At 56.8% G+C, this 16,677-nt stretch carries 13 protein-coding genes; 7 read left to right on the top strand and 6 right to left on the bottom strand.

Going from position 1 to position 16,677, the window contains the following annotated elements; translation table 11 throughout:
- Positions 1-90 precede the first annotated feature (90 nt).
- The 3 genes from BMW84_RS07820 to BMW84_RS07810 form a co-directional block, all read right to left on the bottom strand.
- On the bottom strand, positions 91-717 hold the full coding sequence (locus BMW84_RS07820; protein WP_091066317.1) for a GyrI-like domain-containing protein: 627 nt from the start codon (positions 715-717) through the stop codon (positions 91-93).
- On the bottom strand, positions 714-1,214 hold the full coding sequence (locus tag BMW84_RS07815) for a YbaK/EbsC family protein (RefSeq protein WP_091066315.1): 501 nt from the start codon (positions 1,212-1,214) through the stop codon (positions 714-716). Before BMW84_RS07815 ends, BMW84_RS07820 begins: the two co-directional genes overlap by 4 nt.
- 159 nt (positions 1,215-1,373) lie before the next feature.
- Entirely contained in the window at positions 1,374-1,796 is a 423-nt protein-coding gene (locus BMW84_RS07810; RefSeq protein WP_254772894.1) for a MarR family winged helix-turn-helix transcriptional regulator, read from the bottom strand.
- Between the two features lie 175 nt (positions 1,797-1,971).
- Here BMW84_RS07810 and BMW84_RS07805 point away from each other — a divergent pair, with 175 nt between their 5' ends.
- Positions 1,972-3,432, top strand: a complete 1,461-nt coding sequence (locus tag BMW84_RS07805; RefSeq protein ID WP_091066311.1) for an MFS transporter — start codon at positions 1,972-1,974, stop codon at positions 3,430-3,432.
- 78 nt (positions 3,433-3,510) lie between these two features.
- Here BMW84_RS07805 and BMW84_RS07800 read toward each other — a convergent pair whose 3' ends face one another.
- Complete coding sequence (locus tag BMW84_RS07800; RefSeq protein WP_091066308.1) at positions 3,511-4,869, bottom strand: PFL family protein; 1,359 nt, start codon at positions 4,867-4,869, stop codon at positions 3,511-3,513.
- A 16-nt stretch (positions 4,870-4,885) separates the two neighbouring features.
- The gene (locus tag BMW84_RS07795) at positions 4,886-5,155 is read right to left on the bottom strand and encodes an ACT domain-containing protein (protein WP_091066306.1); all 270 of its coding nucleotides are present in this window, start codon (positions 5,153-5,155) and stop codon (positions 4,886-4,888) included.
- Between the two features lie 222 nt (positions 5,156-5,377).
- Between BMW84_RS07795 and BMW84_RS07790 the strand changes: the two genes are divergently transcribed.
- The 4 genes from BMW84_RS07790 (at position 5,378) to BMW84_RS07775 (ending at position 11,756) form a co-directional block, all read left to right on the top strand.
- Positions 5,378-7,009, top strand: coding sequence for a diguanylate cyclase (locus BMW84_RS07790; RefSeq protein ID WP_091066303.1), 1,632 nt, complete (start codon positions 5,378-5,380; stop codon positions 7,007-7,009).
- Between the two features lie 40 nt (positions 7,010-7,049).
- A complete protein-coding gene (locus tag BMW84_RS07785; RefSeq protein ID WP_091066300.1) occupies positions 7,050-7,430 on the top strand; it encodes a response regulator transcription factor in 381 nt (126 codons plus the stop codon).
- Entirely contained in the window at positions 7,408-10,656 is a 3,249-nt protein-coding gene (locus BMW84_RS07780) for an ATP-binding protein (protein WP_139209596.1), read from the top strand. The genes BMW84_RS07785 and BMW84_RS07780 overlap by 23 nt, the downstream gene beginning before the upstream one ends.
- A gap of 125 nt (positions 10,657-10,781) precedes the next feature.
- Positions 10,782-11,756: an aldo/keto reductase gene (locus BMW84_RS07775; RefSeq protein ID WP_091066296.1), complete on the top strand. Its 975-nt coding sequence runs from the start codon at positions 10,782-10,784 to the stop codon at positions 11,754-11,756.
- A 158-nt stretch (positions 11,757-11,914) separates the two neighbouring features.
- On the opposite strand, the gene BMW84_RS07770 is transcribed toward BMW84_RS07775, so the two are convergent.
- Positions 11,915-12,598, bottom strand: coding sequence for a DUF421 domain-containing protein (locus tag BMW84_RS07770; protein ID WP_091066294.1), 684 nt, complete (start codon positions 12,596-12,598; stop codon positions 11,915-11,917).
- 303 nt (positions 12,599-12,901) lie between these two features.
- Here BMW84_RS07770 and BMW84_RS07765 point away from each other — a divergent pair, with 303 nt between their 5' ends.
- Both BMW84_RS07765 and cysI read left to right on the top strand, forming a co-directional pair.
- Complete coding sequence (locus tag BMW84_RS07765) at positions 12,902-14,788, top strand: assimilatory sulfite reductase (NADPH) flavoprotein subunit (protein WP_091066292.1); 1,887 nt, start codon at positions 12,902-12,904, stop codon at positions 14,786-14,788.
- 34 nt (positions 14,789-14,822) lie between these two features.
- Positions 14,823-16,541, top strand: coding sequence for an assimilatory sulfite reductase (NADPH) hemoprotein subunit (gene cysI, locus BMW84_RS07760; protein WP_091068173.1), 1,719 nt, complete (start codon positions 14,823-14,825; stop codon positions 16,539-16,541).
- Positions 16,542-16,677 lie beyond the last annotated feature (136 nt).

Here is a 16,677-nt window from a genome sequence, read left to right as displayed (position 1 = left end):
GGTGACTTAAGGCTGCGGATGACTAAGATGGTTACGGGCGAGTGCAGGGGACTGCAGATAGCATCCGTTTGGGCCGGCGTCATCCGCAGACTATTCCTGCTTGGCCGCGCGGAAGCGCAGCACGGTCCGCAGCTTGTCCGGCGCCGTCTTGCGCGCGTCGCTGATATAAATCTCCCGGTGGGTGAGGGAGAGCCGGCGGAGTCCCTGCTCCCGGCAATACGACTCCATCCGCGCAAAGCTTTCCGGCTCCGTGTCATACGGGCCGGTATGCAGCATCTGCACGCTGAGACCGTCTTCGGATTCCCCGAAGACGGTTTTTTGCAGCAGGGGATGGGGTTTGCTGCGCTTTACCATCTCCATGACCTCGGCCGCCAGCTCGGGCGTGGCAAAATCGGGTTGGCGGATCATCAGCGTATATATGAGCTCGTTTTTATCGAGCGTATCCTGGCCGCGTCCTTTTTCAGTCAAGTCCCAAATGCCCTCCAGCGGGAACACCGTATAGTCGTAATACCCCTCGGGAACGATCCCTTTCTTCGGCAGCATTTTGACTGCATAAGCCAGAGAATACAGCACTCCGACCGCCTCCGCGAATTCATCCCCGTTCGGATTACCCCGGCCTTCCAGCATAAAATAGCGGTATCCCGGCACGATAAGGACGGACGGCTTCCCTGCCGGCAGGTACAGCGCTTTGTCCTGCTTTTTCCACTCGTATTTCATTGGGCAGCCTCCAGCTCTTCCGGTTCTTCCCAATCTTTGCAGACATCGACCCAGGAGACGCCGCCGGAATAGCGCATTAGCTCGTCGCAGGTCAGTTCGATCGCGGAATTGGTGCTGCCGCAGGCGGGGAACAGCGTGTCGAACCGCTGCATCGAACGATCAAGGTACACCTCAAGCTCGTGAACCAGGCCAAACGGGCAGACGCCGCCGATCTCATGGCCGGTCTGAGCAAGCACCTCCTCCGGCGACAGCATCCGCGGCTTGAACCCGAAGGCTTCGCGGAATTTTTTGTTGTCGATGCGGGCATCCCCGGCGGTAACGATCAGCAGGGCTTGTTCGGCTTGTCCGCGGAAGGACAGCGTTTTGGCGATGCGCGCGGGAATGACGCCGATAGTGGCGGCCGCCAATTCTACCGTGGCGCTGGACGTATCGAATTCAAGGACGTCGTGCTCGCGGCCGTACTCACGGAAATGGGCTTTCACGTTGGCGATGGACATGGCGAATTCTCCCTTTCTGAAACAAGGTTATTTCCAAATTATTTTCATTTTACCGTGTTTTAACCTGCCGGTATAGCGCATGCCGGGCATCTCCGCAAAAAAACCGGCTGTGCCTCCGAAGAGACGCAGCCGGTTACCGGCATAAAGGCTATAGTTAGTTCACACATTTTCGACATTTTGCCTGACTTTCTGCAGCAGCGCGATCAGTTGGGCATATTCCTCTTCGGTGAGTCCCGTGGACAGCCTGATATTCAGATCATCGAGGACGGACTGAAGGGTCGGCTTGAAGGCAATGGCTTTGGCCGTTGGATAGAGCAGTGAGGAACGCCGGTCGGCGGGATCGGGCCTGCGTTCGATATACCCCGCTTCCTCCAAATGTTTAACCGAGCGGGCAGTGGTTGCTTTATCGAATTTGGTCTCGACGGTCATCTGATCCTGGGTGATGCCTGGAGTATTCAGAATGAGCTTGAGAAAAGTATGCTGGCCGCCGCTGCCGATGCCGTAGGGCAATAGATCGCGGACAAGCACTTTTTGACTCTGGCGGTGAAGATAAGAGATCAGTTTGCCAATCGGTACGCTCAAGGAAGACACCTCTTTAAAATGCTCGGATGCGGAAAGGCGGCACAGGCATAGGACCGCTTCCTGAGCTAAATTTAACATAAAGTGGTTGCATGCGCAACTAAATTGCAGTACACTGATTAAGTTCATTAGTTGCAACTGCAACTATTCGCAATCCTAAAAACAAGCAGGTGATCCCATGAGTTCGATCAGCATTACATATCAGGATGACGCGGTGATCCAGAAGAACCGCTGGCTGATTCTTGTTGTGCTTAATCTATTTACGTTTATGTCCACGCTGGACGGAAGCATCGTCAACAATGCGCTGCCGGTGCTGGTTAGACAGCTGGGGCTGCCGATGGCCCAGGTGGAATGGGTGACGACAGGATATCTGATGGCGATCTGCGCCGCGATCCTGTTCTTTGGAAGACTCGGCGATATCGCCGGGAAGATCCGCATTTTCAAAATGGGCATGATCGTCTTCACCGTCGGCTCGCTGCTGTGCGGCTTCAGCGGAACGCTGCCGCTGCTGATTGCCTCGCGGGTCATTCAGGCAGTCGGCGCTTCGATGACCATGGCGAACAGCCAGGGCATCGTTACCGACATCTTCCCGGCGACGGAGCGCGGCAAGGCGCTCGGGCTGATCGGCACCTTCGTATCGCTGGGCAGCATCGCCGGTCCAAGTCTCGGCGGAATTATCGTGTCGTCGCTCGGCTGGGAGTACATCTTCTGGGTGAACGTGCCAATCGGCCTGATCGCCATCACCCTCGGCTGGCGCATGCTGCCGAAGGATCTGATCCGCGTGAAGTCCACAATCGATGCACCGGGAACGGGCTTGTTCATGGTGTTCATCATCTGCCTGATTGCCGGGCTGCTGCTCGGCCAGCAGCTGGGGTACGGCGATGCCCGGATTATAGCGGCGCTCGTCGTTGCGGCCGTCGCGTTTATCGCTTTCCTGGTCGTCGAGAAACGGCGGGCGCAGCCGCTCCTGCAGCTCTCGCTGTTCCGCAATTCGCTGTTTTCGCTGAGTATCTTTTGCGCTTTTCTCGTCTTCGTCGCCAACTTCTGCTTTAACATTATCGCGCCGTTCTATGCGCAGAACCTTTTGAACCTGTCGCCGTCAAACGCCGGTTTCCTGCTCATGCTGTTCCCGATCATGATGGTGGTCATCGCGCCGCTCAGCGGGGCGCTGTCCGACAAGATCGGCTCCGAGCTGCTGACCTTTGCCGGCCTACTCGTCATGGTGGTGGCGCAGCTCGGCATGGCGCGGCTGCATGCCGGCAGCTCGGTGACGCTCGTCGGCGTATGGATTGCGCTGCTCGGCGTCGGCAGCGGCCTGTTCCAGTCGCCGAACAACTCGCTCGTCATGTCGAAGGTGCCGCGGACGCAGCTCGGTTCCGCCGGCAGCGTCAACTCGCTCGTCCGCAACATCGGCATGGTGGTCGGCATCACCGTCGCCACGACCGTGCTGTTCCATGTGATGAGCAGCAAGGCCGGACACCGGGTCACCGACATGGTTCCGGGACGGCCCGACATCTTCCTCGCGGGCATGCATGTCGTCTTTATCACGTCCTCTTCGATCTGCCTCGTGTCGGCGGTTCTGACCGGCTGGCGCATGCTGTCCGCGCTGCGCAAGAAGCGGAGCGTAAGCGCCGAGTAGTCACTCTGCAGCACAAAAACAGCCGGACCGGGGTTGAACCCCTTGGTCCGGCTGTTTTAACGTGGCGGCATAAATCCGCTAGTTCTTGAAGCTGTGGATCGGCGCGGGAATCCGGCCGCCGCGATTTACGAAGCCGGCGCAGTCGAAGCCGTTGACGGCCATAACCGGCGCGTAGCCCAGCAGCCCGCCGAATTCAACCATCTCGCCGACTTCCTTGCCGATGACCGGGATGACGCGCACGGCGGTCGTTTTGTTGTTGACCATGCCGATGGCCGCTTCGTCGGCGATAATGCCGGAGATCGTTTCCTTGCTGGTGCTGCCCGGAATGGCGATCATGTCGAGGCCGACCGAGCAGACGCAGGTCATTGCTTCCAGCTTCTCCAGCGTCAGCGCGCCGCGCTGTACCGCCTGGATCATGCCGTGATCCTCGCTCACCGGGATGAATGCTCCGCTCAAACCGCCGACGTAGGAGGAGGCCATGACGCCGCCTTTTTTGACGTTGTCATTGAGGATCGCAAGCGCTGCGGTCGTTCCCGGCGCGCCGGCTTCCTGCAGGCCCATCACCTGGAAGATTTCGGCAATGGAATCGCCGATCAGCGGTGTCGGGGCAAGCGAGAGGTCGATAATGCCGAACGGCACGTTCAGCCGCTTAGACGCTTCCTGAGCGACCAGCTGTCCGACGCGCGTTACCTTGAACGCGGTCCGTTTGATGGTCTCGCACAGCGTCTCGAAGTCCTGGCCCTTGACCTCCTCCAGCGCCCGTTTGATGACGCCCGGCCCGCTGACGCCGACGTTGATGACAAGTTCGCGTTCACCAACGCCGTGGAAGGCGCCGGCCATAAACGGGTTGTCCTCGACGGCGTTGCAGAACACGACCAGCTTGGCGCAGCCGATAGAGTCGCGGTCTTTCGTGCGTTCGGCGGTCTGCAGGATAATGTCGCCCATAAGCTTCACGGCATCCATATTGATGCCGCTGCGCGAGGAGCCGACGTTCACCGAGGAGCAGACCCGCTCCGTCACCGCCAGCGCTTCGGGGATGCTGTCGATCAGAATGCGGTCGCCTTTGGTGCAGCCCTTCTGCACAAGCGCGGAATAACCGCCGATAAAGTTGACGCCGACCTCCTTGGCCGCCCGGTCCAGCGTTTCCGCGACGGGGACATAAGTGTCGGTGTGCACCGCGCCGGCGGCAATGGAAATCGGCGTCACCGAGATCCGCTTGTTCACGATCGGAACGCCGAACTGGCGCTCGAGATCCTCGCCGGTTTTTACCAGCTTCTCCGCGGCACGGGTGATCTTGTCATAAACATTTTGATTAAAGACTTTCATTTCGGTGTGTGAACAATCCATCAGGCTGATGCCCATGGTGATGGTGCGGACGTCCAGGTTCATCTCCCGGATCATATTGTTCGTTTCTTGCACTTCCACTCTTGAAATCATCGCTCAAGCCGCCTTTCTATATCCGGTGCATGATGTTGAAGATATCTTCGTGCTGGAGCTTGATCTCGACGCCGATCTCTTCGCCGACATGCTGCAGATCCTCCACGATCTCCTCAAACGATTTGCTTGGACGGGAAATGTCCACGATCATCATCATGTTGAAATAGTCCTGAACAATGGTTTGCGAAATGTCGAGAATGTTCAGATTGTGCTCGGCCAGATAGGTGCATACCTTGGCAATAATGCCGACTTTGTCCTTACCCAGTACGGTAATGATCCCCTTCAATGAAATATCCTCCCTAATATGATCTTTATTGGCTCATCGCCGCTTTAACGGAATGAATGGCTTGAAGGTTATTATGTCAAATGTTAACACAAGCTTCAACCAAACGTTTTTTGTCAGCGTGATTAAAGTTTTCATCTTGCATGAGGCTATAGTAAAATAACTATGCGGTATTTAACATGATTAAATGACTACGGATCCGATCTTACAATTGAAGGAGCAACCATGAAAACAAAGAAATACAGGGATTTGGTGGAGCAGCGTACCCGGCAGACCCTTGTCAGCTGGTCCTTGCAGGAGACGGTGCCGGAGAAGGAGATCTACCGCTTTCTGCATAACCTCAGAGGTACGGCGGGGACCGTTGGTCTTGACAAAGTGGAAGGCTTTGCCGCGGGCGCACTGCTCACTTTTTCTGACAGCAGCGAGCGGGAGTGGAGTGAAGCGGAATGGGGCAACCATTTGTACCCGGTGCTGAAGCTGTTTGTCCACACGGAGCCGGATGGAACGGCCCTTACGCCGCTGGGCGAGTTTACCGTGCAGGGCGGCGTCAAGCAGCAGTATGAAATCCTGCTCATCGACGACGACGTGGAGCTGGTAGCGTTTCTGCGGGAATCGCTGGAGAAGCAGGCCTACTATGTCAGCATCGCGCTCTCCGCGGAACGCGGACTGAAGCTGTTTTATGAAAGCAAGCCGGATATGATTCTGCTGGACATCCTGCTGCCCGACCTCAGCGGCATCGATGTGCTCCGGCAGATTATCGATAAAGCGAAAAAAGAGCGGATTCCGATCATAATCATCAGCGGCGAGCATGCGAAGGACGTCCAGCTGTATGCCTATTCGCTCGGCGTAATGGATTATGTGCAAAAACCCGTCGATATCGACCTGTTCCTGATGCTGATCAAAAACCGCTTCGAATTGAAGCGCGAATGGCAAAAGACGACAGTCGTCGATGAGCTTACCGGGGCATACAACCGTAAATTCTTTAACCAGACGCTGAAACGGCTCGTGCATGATTTCAACCGCAGCGGGCGGATATTCTCCGTGGCGCTGCTGGACCTGGATCATTTCAAGCAGGTTAACGATACGTACGGGCATTTGATGGGGGACGAGGTGCTGCAGGCCTTCGCCATGCATGTGCAGCGCAGCATCCGGGTCGAGGATACATTCTGCCGCTTCGGGGGCGAGGAATTCGCCCTGTTTATGCCGAACACATCTGCGGAATCCGCGACGATTCTGCTCCAGCGCATCCATGAGCGTTTTGCGGCCAACCGGTTTAAAGCCAAAAACGAACCATTTTCGGTCACCTTCTCCTGCGGAATCACCGAAATCCGGGAAACGCAGAACAATCCGGAGCTCCTGATCGATGAAGCCGACAAGGCGCTCTACTTCAGCAAAAATTCCGGCCGCAACCGAACGACCCTGTACAGCGAGCAGCTGCCGGAAAGCCGGGGCGAATCGTTGCTCAGCGTCATCATCGTCGATGACGATCCGCTGATCCGCGGCATTGTGACGCAGCACTTCAACGCGTGGCAGCCGGAAGACATCGCGAGGGTGAAGGTGACCAGCTACACCAGCGGCAGGAATTTTTTGCAGGCGCCATGGTATTCGCCCGACGAGCGGTACGTCATTTTGCTGGACGGGATTATGCCGGACCTGGACGGGCTGGAGGTGCTGGAACAGATCCGCCGCGGGTATCCGGAGGACAACGTGCTCGTCATTATGCTGACTGGACGAAACGACCAGCGCGACATTATCCATGCTCTGCAGTTAGGTGCGGACGATTATGTCATCAAGCCGTTTCATATGCCGGAGCTGTTCAGCCGGATTGAGCGGCTCGCTCACAGATTTTTAGTTTAACCCGATAATAAAATATAGCGTGCGGAAAGTGAGAGGACATATGCAAAAAGTATTGGTGGCAGACGATGAAGATGTACTGCGCATGCTGATCGAGGATACGCTGGAGGATCTGGAGGACGTAGAGATTCATACCGCGGAGAACGGCCGCGAGGCGCTGGAGAAACTGAACGGCTGCGATTATGATTTGGCCATTCTGGATTACATGATGCCTGAAATGACAGGGATTGAAGTGCTCGAGCGGCTGGACGAGTCCAAGAAGATGAACATACCGATCATGATGTTAACCGCAAAAGCGCAGGAAATGGATCGCAGCAGAGCCAAGGAAGCGGGGGCGAGGTATTTTATGCCGAAGCCGTTCAGTCCGCTCGAGCTGCTGCAGGTCGTGGAGGGCATTCTGAGTGAAAAGAAGAAAATTGTCTGATGTAAGCATCAAAACGAAATATTCGCGGATCATTTTCAGCCTGCTTGTTCTTGTCATTCTGATCGGCGTAGGTTTGTTCGCCTACATTAATTCCGAGCAGCGGCGGCTGGACAATGAACGTGAGATGCTGCAGCAGAAAGCGGAGACCGTCGATAAGCTGGCGGAGTCGCTAAATGATGTGCTGTTCCGCGGGCGCGGCTATATTGCCTTCAAAAGCGACTCCGAGCTGCAGCAGCTCTACGCCGCGCTGGATCAACTGGATGTGGACACCGCAGCCTACGGCTTGTTGAACCTGTCCCGGGAGGAAGCGGAGTACAGGGACGAACTCACCAGCTTTGCCGCCAAATACCGGAATGAGCTCTTGCCGCAGGTGATCGGTCTGGTGCAGAGCAGCGACGAAGAAGGCATCCTGAAATTTTCGCAGGCCGGAAATACGGATGCGGTCAACAGTATTTTGGCTTATACGCAGCAGTTCCGGAAAGATACGCTCGAGCAGGTGAATGGGATCACCGCCGATTCGATCCGTGAAGCGAACCTGCTGTCGGTCGTCGCTTTTTCCATAAGCGCAGTGCTGCTGCTCATCTTTACATTTTTGATCTGGCGGATTCTGCAGATCCTGATCGGCCCGATCCTGAAGCTGGAGGAAGCGAGCAACTCGCTGGCCGCCGGCGAAGCGGTGCTGCTCGGCAACCTGGACAAACGGGATGAGATCGGCCGCCTGTACGAGGCGTTCCTGAACATGGCCCGCAACATCCAGGATAAGGAAGAAGAGCTGACGATGCAGAACGAGGAGCTGGTTGCCCAGCAGGACGAATTGCAGGATCAGCAGTTCCGGCTGGAGCGTTCCCTCAGCGAAATCGAAAGCATGATGAAGGCGCTCGACCAGTCTTCGGCGGTTGCGACCTTTTCCAATATGGGCGTGTTTACGCATGTCAATGATAATTTTATCGATTATACCGGCTACACGGGTTCGGAGATCCTCGGCAATACCTACCGGCTGCTTTCGATCCAGAACTTCTCTGAGGAGCAGATTCGGGAGATCGGGCGCAGACTGTCCACCGGCGGCGTATGGAGCAACGAGGTCGAAGTGAAGACCAAGGACGGTGCCGCCGTCTGGATGCATATGAGCATGATGCCGTATCTGAACGATGAAGGCCAAGTCTATAAGTACATTTTGATTGCGAACAATATCTCATACCTTAAACAAGTGCAGCGCGAACTCGCGGCAACGCTGGTGCAGACCGAACAGACCAAAATTATGCTGGAGCGCAGCAACCAATTGAATCATGACATTACTTATACCCTCGACAAGCAGGAGTTTGCGGAGAAATTCATTGCGTTCATGAACAAACAGTATCAGTTTGACTCCACCATGTTCTTTTTCGTGAAGGACCGGACTTTCTTCTCCAAAGGCGTGCCGCAAGAGAACCTTGACCGGTATCTCCGCAGCGAAAACGGCAACATGCTGTACCGTATGCAAACCGAACGCTCCTATATCACCAAACGTCTTGCTTCGGAAAGGGAGCAGGGCATCGCGCCGGAAGGTACTTACGCTTATGACTATTATTCTTCCGTGTTGAACGGGGAAGGCGAAATTCTGGCCGTGTTTGCCGCAACCCGCATCGGCCAATCCTACAGCGAGGAGGAGACCGATGAAATCCGCGGACTGATGAACCGTGTTGCACTTGCGATCGAACGCCTGCAGATGTACCAGGAGATCGAGGATGGGCGCAAGCTGAACCGCGATATCGTCAACAACGTCAACGAGGGCATCCAGTTCGTGCAGTCCGACGGCCGGATGCTGCATATCAACAAGGCGCTCAGCCAAATGTTCGATTTCGGCGAACGGGACGAAGGCGAGGAGCTGCCTAAGGAAGAGTGGCTGGAGCATTTCCTGGAGCATTCCAACGAAAGCCTGGAGCTGCGGCAGTTTTATGGCCAGATGTTGTCCACGGCGACCTCGGAGTCGGGTACGTTGAAATATTCGCTCGGCAAAGACAACAAGCGCCATATCGACGTATACGCCATTCCGGTGTACCGCCGGGAAGTCCGTTTCGGCACGCTGTTCGTACACCGCGACATTACCCGGGAATTCGAGCTGGACCTGATGAAATCGGAGCTTGTCAGTACCGTCAGCCATGAACTGCGTACGCCGCTGTCCAGCGTGCTCGGCTTTACCGAGCTGCTGCTGGCCAAGACGATGAAGCCGGAGAAGCAGCTGAAGTATCTGGAGACCATTCACCGGGAGGCGAAACGCCTGACCGATCTTATCAACGATTTCCTGGACCTGCAGCGCATGGAATCCGGAACCCAGACATACAACTCGGAACGGGTGAATCTCAGCGAGCTGGTGCTCGGCGTCATCGATCAGTTCAAAATGAGCAGTACGACGCATCATATTCTGCTGGCGGACGAAGCGCAAAACGCCAAGGTTGAAATCGACCGCGACAAGATCGTGCAGGTGCTGACCAATCTGCTCAGCAATGCGATCAAATTTTCGCCGGGACAAAATGAAGTCAACGTGCAGCTTTACAATGAGGGCAGCCGCATTGTCGTCGAGGTGCAGGACCACGGGCTCGGCATTCCGAAGGAGCAGATTGGCCAATTGTTCCAGAAGTTCCGGCGGGTGGACAACAGCGCCTCCAAGCGGATCGGCGGAACAGGTCTGGGCCTTGCGATCTGCAAGGAAATTATGGACAAGCAAAAAGGTACCATCGGCATCGAATCCGTGGAAGGCGAAGGCACCGTCGTGCGCTTTACCCTGCCGGTCGAATATACCGAGGGCAGCCGGCATGAAGACGAGCCCCAGCGCACCGGCGCCGACAAGGAACTCAAACCGGAAGTCATGATCGTGGAGGACGATTACAGCCTTTCGCTGCTGCTGTCCGAGGAGCTCAAAGGCAAAGGCTTCCGCGTTACGCATCATTACCATCCCGTGCAGGCGTTCGAGCAGGCGGTCAAAACGCCGTTCGTGGCTATCGTCGTCGACCTGATGCTCGGCGAAGAGCTCGACGGCTGGGATTTGATCCGCATGCTCAAGGACGATCCACGGACCGAGAATATTCCGATCGTGATTTCCTCGGCGCTCGACAAGGGGGACAAGGAGCTGATGGAGTCGGTGCGCAACTACCTGACCAAACCGTATCCGCCCGGCGAGCTGACCACAGCGCTTCAGCAGATCGTGGCGGCGAGATCGGCGAACGGGGACGTGCTGTTTCCCGAATAACGGAGAAGCCGGGCCGGCGCATTTGCCTTTTTTTCTGATGAAAAAACTTGCCTTACACTGCACTCTAAGGTCTATAGTGATGTTGAATGCAACAACAATCACTAGGCTCAAAGGGAGGAATTGCAGTGAAATACAGTTATTTGGGCAAATCCGGACTGAAGGTAAGCCGGCTGTGTCTCGGCACGATGAACTTTGGTCCCGAAACGGAAGAAAAAGAAGCGTTCAAAATTATGGATGCTGCATTGGATGCGGGAATCAACTTTTTTGATACCGCGAACGTCTACGGCGGAACGGATCACCGCGGCTGGACGGAAGAAATTATCGGCCGCTGGTTCAAGCTGGGCGGCGGACGCCGCGAGAAGGTCGTGCTGGCTACGAAGGTCCATAACGACATGCTTGACGCCAATGACGGACCGAACTCGGGGAACGGATTGTCTGCCTACAAAATCCGCCGCCATTTCGAGGGCTCGCTGAAACGGCTGCAGACGGATCATGTCGAGCTGTACCAGATGCACCATATTGACCGCAACGTATCCTGGGACGAGCTGTGGGGCGCGTTCGAAGGCCTCGTTGGCCAAGGCAAAGCCGACTATATCGGCTCCAGCAATTTCGCCGGCTGGCACATCGCCCACGCGCAAGCGGCGGCGAAAGCGCGCCATTTCCTCGGTCTGGTCTCCGAGCAGCATTTGTACAACCTGCTCGAGCGCACGCCGGAGCTGGAAGTGTTGCCTGCATCGCAGGAGCTGGGACTGGGCGTTATTCCGTGGAGCCCGCTGGCCGGCGGCCTGCTTGGCCGCAACGCCCTGGCGAAATCGGGCGTGCGCAGCGCGCGTTCCGGCAAGCTGGAACAGCACCGCAGCCAGCTGGAGCAGTTCTCGGCGCTCTGCAAGGAGCTGGGGGAGCATGAAGATCAGGTGGCGCTGGCTTGGCTGCTGACGAATCCGGCGGTAACCGCACCGATCATCGGGCCAAGAACGCTGGAACAGTTCGAGGATTCCCTGCGGGTCGTTGAAATCGAGCTGGATGCGGAAACGCTCAAGAAGCTGGATGAAATCTTCCCGGGACCGGGACGTCCGGCGCCGGAAGCTTACGCCTGGTAAAACGGAGTACATGCTGCTGTTAGCGGCGGAATGCTGCGGGTTTTAAATTTAAAATATGCATGAAAAGAAAAACCTCCCCTGATTCGACCTTATCCGCTAAAGAAGCGGCGTTGGTCCGATTTAGGGGGAGGTTTTCTAGTATTATGACGCCCCGCGGTTCAATGGGAAACGGAGCTGATCACCGCAAGCTTTCCTTCTTCGTCAACCTCGGCGTAGGCGATGGTGCGCGAATCGGGATAGCCGAGCCGCAGGAGCTCTTCGTCAAGCCAAGAGGAATCCATGCCAAGCTGGCTCAAGGCCTCCCGCTGGACGATGCCGTCTTCGATGATCCCGAGCGGGAGCCGCTTCGGCTTGGCGGTCAGCGACATATCCTCGCGGGTGGCCGCTTCGTACTGCGGCTTTTTCATGATGCTGAGCGAACCGTTCGTCTCATATATCGCATAGGCAACTTCGCTTACATTAAAGGTGTCTTTGGCGCGCAGCATCATGCGCAGCTGGTCGAAGTCGAGCGAATTTTTGCGCAGTTTGGCCAGGTCGATCTTCCCGTCGCGGATCAGAATCTCCGGCTCGCCTTCCAGCGGCTTGCGCAGCACGGGGAAATGCTGGGTCAATTTCTCGAACAGGACCGACAGCACGGTCCAGACGGCGAGCGCGAAGATCAGCTGCAGCACGGAGTGCTCCTTCTCATAGATGGTATTGCCGACGAGATCGCCCAAAATGACGGCAGATATAAAATCGAACGGGGTAAGGGCGGATATTTCTTTTTTGCCGAGGAGCCGGGCCATCGCCCATAACCCGATGAAGCCGGCCAGCAGCTTGAATAGAATCGATTCATACTCCATGAGGTTCCCTCCTGCTTTGTGGTAAACAATCTATCATTGTTTAACCAGCGGGCCGGGGGCTGTAAACAGTAATGAAAATGTATCAGAATATTTAATGAAACTCATTATTTTTGATAATGTTCCGCATGAAATCGGGGTTATTTACCCCGAATAAAGAGGTTTTTGTTAAAAATATGATTTTATATCCCAATATTAGAATTATATGTATATTTATGCTTCGTTGATGGATTGCCTCAAGTATGATAGCCTGAGTTTATTATCTTTCGAAGAGAGTCAGATTTGACGTTTAAGGAGAGGTCGAAATTGCCGCAACTACAAGTAAGTAACAGTCCTTTCAACGAAGGTCAAGTCGAGCTGCTGAACCGGCTGCTGCCGACGCTGACCGTGACGCAGCTTCATTGGCTGGGCGGCTACCTGTCCGCTGTAGCGCTCAGCGGAGCGGGCTCCGCTGCTGCCGGAGTACCGGCTGTCGCAGTTGCTGCAGGCAGCGCGGCAGCGCAAACCGAAGGGCCGGCGGCGACGCCGGCTCAGCCGGTCCCCGCAGTATCCGCCGCTTCCCGTGAGGTCACCGTCCTGTTCGGCTCCCAGACCGGCAACTGCCAGCGCCTGGCGAAGACCCTGTCCTCCAAGCTGCAGGAGCAAGGTTATGAGGTAACGGTGCAGGCCATGAATGCCTTTAAGCCGAATGCCCTGAAGAAGACCGAAAATCTGCTGCTGCTGGTCAGCACGCATGGCGAAGGCGAACCGCCGGATAACGCCAAATCGTTCCATGATTTCCTGCACAGCAAACGGGCGCCGGAGCTGAACCACCTGCGTTTTGCGGTACTGGGGCTGGGCGATACCTCTTATGAATATTTCTGCCAGACGGGTAAGGACTTCGATCTCCGGCTGGAGCAGCTCGGCGGGCAGCGCCTGGCGCCGCGGGTGGACTGCGATCTGGACTACGACGAGCCTGCGGGGCAGTGGTTCCGCGCGGTGGGCGAAGCGCTTGCGGGAGACGGTGCCGCAGCCGCAGGTTTACCGGCGGCTTTGCCGGCAGCCGAAGCTGCAGCGGAGTCCTCGGCCTATGACCGGAACCATCCGTTTCGCGCCGAAGTTTTGGAGAATCTGAACCTGAACGGACGCGGCTCGGACCGGGAGACACGGCATCTGGAGCTGTCGCTGGCCGGTTCGGGGCTGTCCTTCGAGCCGGGCGATTCGCTGGGCGTCTACCCGGAGAATCATCCGCAGCTCGTGGACGAGATTATTGCTGCCCTGGGCTGGAATCCGGAAGAAAACGTGCCGCTGAATAAAAAAGGCGATACTGGACCGCTGCGTGAAGCACTGCTCAAACATTACGAGATTACGGTGCTGACCAAACCGCTCCTGGAGCAGGCGGCCGGATTGTCCGGCAACGCAGGGCTTGCTGCGCTGCTGGCTCCCGAACGCAAGCAGGAACTGAAGGACTATATTCACGGCCGCGACCTGCTGGACCTGGTCACCGATTTCGGCCCATGGAATACGGCTCCGGCGCAATTTGTCGGCATCCTGCGCAAGTTGCCGGCCCGCCTGTATTCGATTTCCAGCAGCTATAACGCGAACCCTGAGGAAGTGCATTTTACCGTCCGGGCCGTGCGTTACGAAGCCCACGGCCGCGACCGCTACGGGGTGTGCTCCGTGCATTGTGCGGAGCGCGTGCAGCCCGGCGATACGCTGCCGGTGTATATCCAAAGCAACCCGAACTTTAAGCTTCCGGCGAATCCGGACGTTCCGGTCATCATGATCGGTCCGGGCACCGGCGTGGCGCCGTTCCGCTCCTTCCTGGAAGAACGGGAAGAGCAGGGAGCCGAAGGTAAAACATGGCTGTTCTACGGCGACCGCCATTTCGTCACCGACTTCCTATACCAGACCGACTGGCAGCGCATGCTGAAGGACGGCGTGCTGAGCAAGCTGGACGTCGCTTTCTCCCGGGACACGGAGGAGAAGGTTTATGTACAGCATCGTTTGCTGCAGCGCAGCGCCGAGGTGTTCAGCTGGCTGCAGGAAGGCGCGCATGTGTATGTGTGCGGCGACGAAAAGCATATGGCCCATGACGTGCATGCCGCGCTGCTCACCGTGATTGAAGAGGAAGGCGGCCTCAGCCCGGAAGCGGCTGCGGCATACCTGGAGAATATGCAGCTGGAGCAGCGTTACCAGCGGGACGTGTATTAAGGCAGAATGCGGAAGGAGACCACCAGCGATGGCAATGGATGAACAGACAGTCAAACCGGTCGGCGGACCGCCGAGCGATGTTGAACATATTAAACAGCGCAGTAAGTACCTTCGAGGCGAGCTCGTGGAGTTCCTCGGTGACCCGATTACCGGCGGCTTGCCGGAAGACGAGAACCGGCTGCTCAAATTCCACGGCAGCTACATGCAGGACGACCGGGACCTGCGCAGCGAGCGCGAGCGTTCCAAACTGGAGCCGGCTTACCAATTCATGCTGCGCGTCGTGGCGCCGGGCGGCGTGGCTTCGGCGGCACAATGGCTGGTCATGGACGAGCTGGCGCATAAATACGGCAACGGCACGCTGCGTCTGACGACGCGCCAGGCTTTTCAAATGCACGGCGTGCTGAAATGGAACCTGAAAAAAACGATCAAAACCATCAACGATACGCTCATGACCACGCTCGCGGCCTGCGGCGACGTCAACCGCAACGTGATGAGCGGTCCGAACCCGCTGCAATCGGAAATTCATGCCGAAGTGTATGAATGGGCGCGCAAGATCAGCGATCACCTCGCGCCGCGCACGCCGGCTTACCATGAAATCTGGCTGGACGGAGAGAAGGTCTTGGACAGTCTGGACGGCGTGGAAGTGGAGCCGATCTACGGACCGGTCTATCTGCCGCGCAAATTCAAAATTGCACTGGCGGTTCCGCCGTCCAACGACGTGGACGTGTTCTCACAGGATTTGGGCTTTATCGCGATTCTGGAGAACGGCAAGCTGGCTGGCTTCAATGTGACGGCGGGCGGGGGCATGGGGATGACCCATGGCGACAAAAACACGTATCCGCAGCTCGGCCGCATCATCGGCTTCTGCCGGCCGGAACAGCTCATCGACGTCGCAGAGAAGACGGTAACGATCCAGCGCGACTACGGCAACCGTTCCGTACGTAAAAATGCACGGTTCAAATATACGATCGACCGCCACGGGCTGGAGTGGTTCAAAGGCGAGCTGCACCGCAGACTCGGCTGGGCGCTGGAGGAGCCGCGCGCCTACCATTTCGATCATAACGGCGACCGTTACGGCTGGGTCAAAGGCTACGACGGCAAATGGAATCTGACCGTCTACATCCAGAGCGGCCGGATTCAGGACCGGGAGGGGTATCCGCTCATGACCGGCCTGCGCGAAATTGCCAAGGTCCATACCGGCGATTTCCGGCTGACGCCGAACCAGAACCTGGTGATCGCCGGAGTGAGCAGCGCCAAGAAACGGAGGATCAGCGAGCTTGCTGCGCAATACGGGTTGACGGACGGCGCGCATCATTCCGCGCTGCGCCGCAGCGCCTTGTCCTGCGTCGCGCTGCCAACCTGCGGGCTGGCGATGGCGGAAGCGGAGCGGTATCTGCCGCTGCTGCTCGACAAGCTGGAGGGCGTCATCGACGAGGCGGGTCTGCGCGACGAAGAGATCGTCATTCGCATGACCGGCTGCCCGAACGGCTGCGCCAGACCGGCGCTTGGCGAGATTTCCTTTATCGGCAAGGCGCCGGGCCGCTACAATATGTACCTCGGCGCAGGTTTTGCCGGAGACCGGCTGAACAAAATCTACAAGGAAAACATTGACGAAAAAGAGATTCTGGAGACGCTTGAACCGATTCTCCACCGTTATGCCAAGGAGCGGAACACCGGGGAGCATTTCGGCGATTTCGTCATCCGCGCCGGGTATGTCGAAGCGGTAGCTGACGGGCTTCAATTCCATAATTAAGGCACGCCTATATGACCTCTGTCTACGCGCCATGCGGAGACAGGGGTCTTTTTCACCAGAAATTCAGGTTCAATTCGGATATTGAATATCGCTGCGGAAGAATGCATTTGGATTTCCGGCGGTTTTCTTACATAAT

This window comes from Paenibacillus sp. NFR01 (genome assembly GCF_900111565.1).
In the GTDB taxonomy this organism is placed as follows: Bacteria; Bacillota; Bacilli; order Paenibacillales; family Paenibacillaceae; genus Paenibacillus_AQ.
This window is presented reverse-complemented; position numbering and strand designations above follow the sequence as displayed.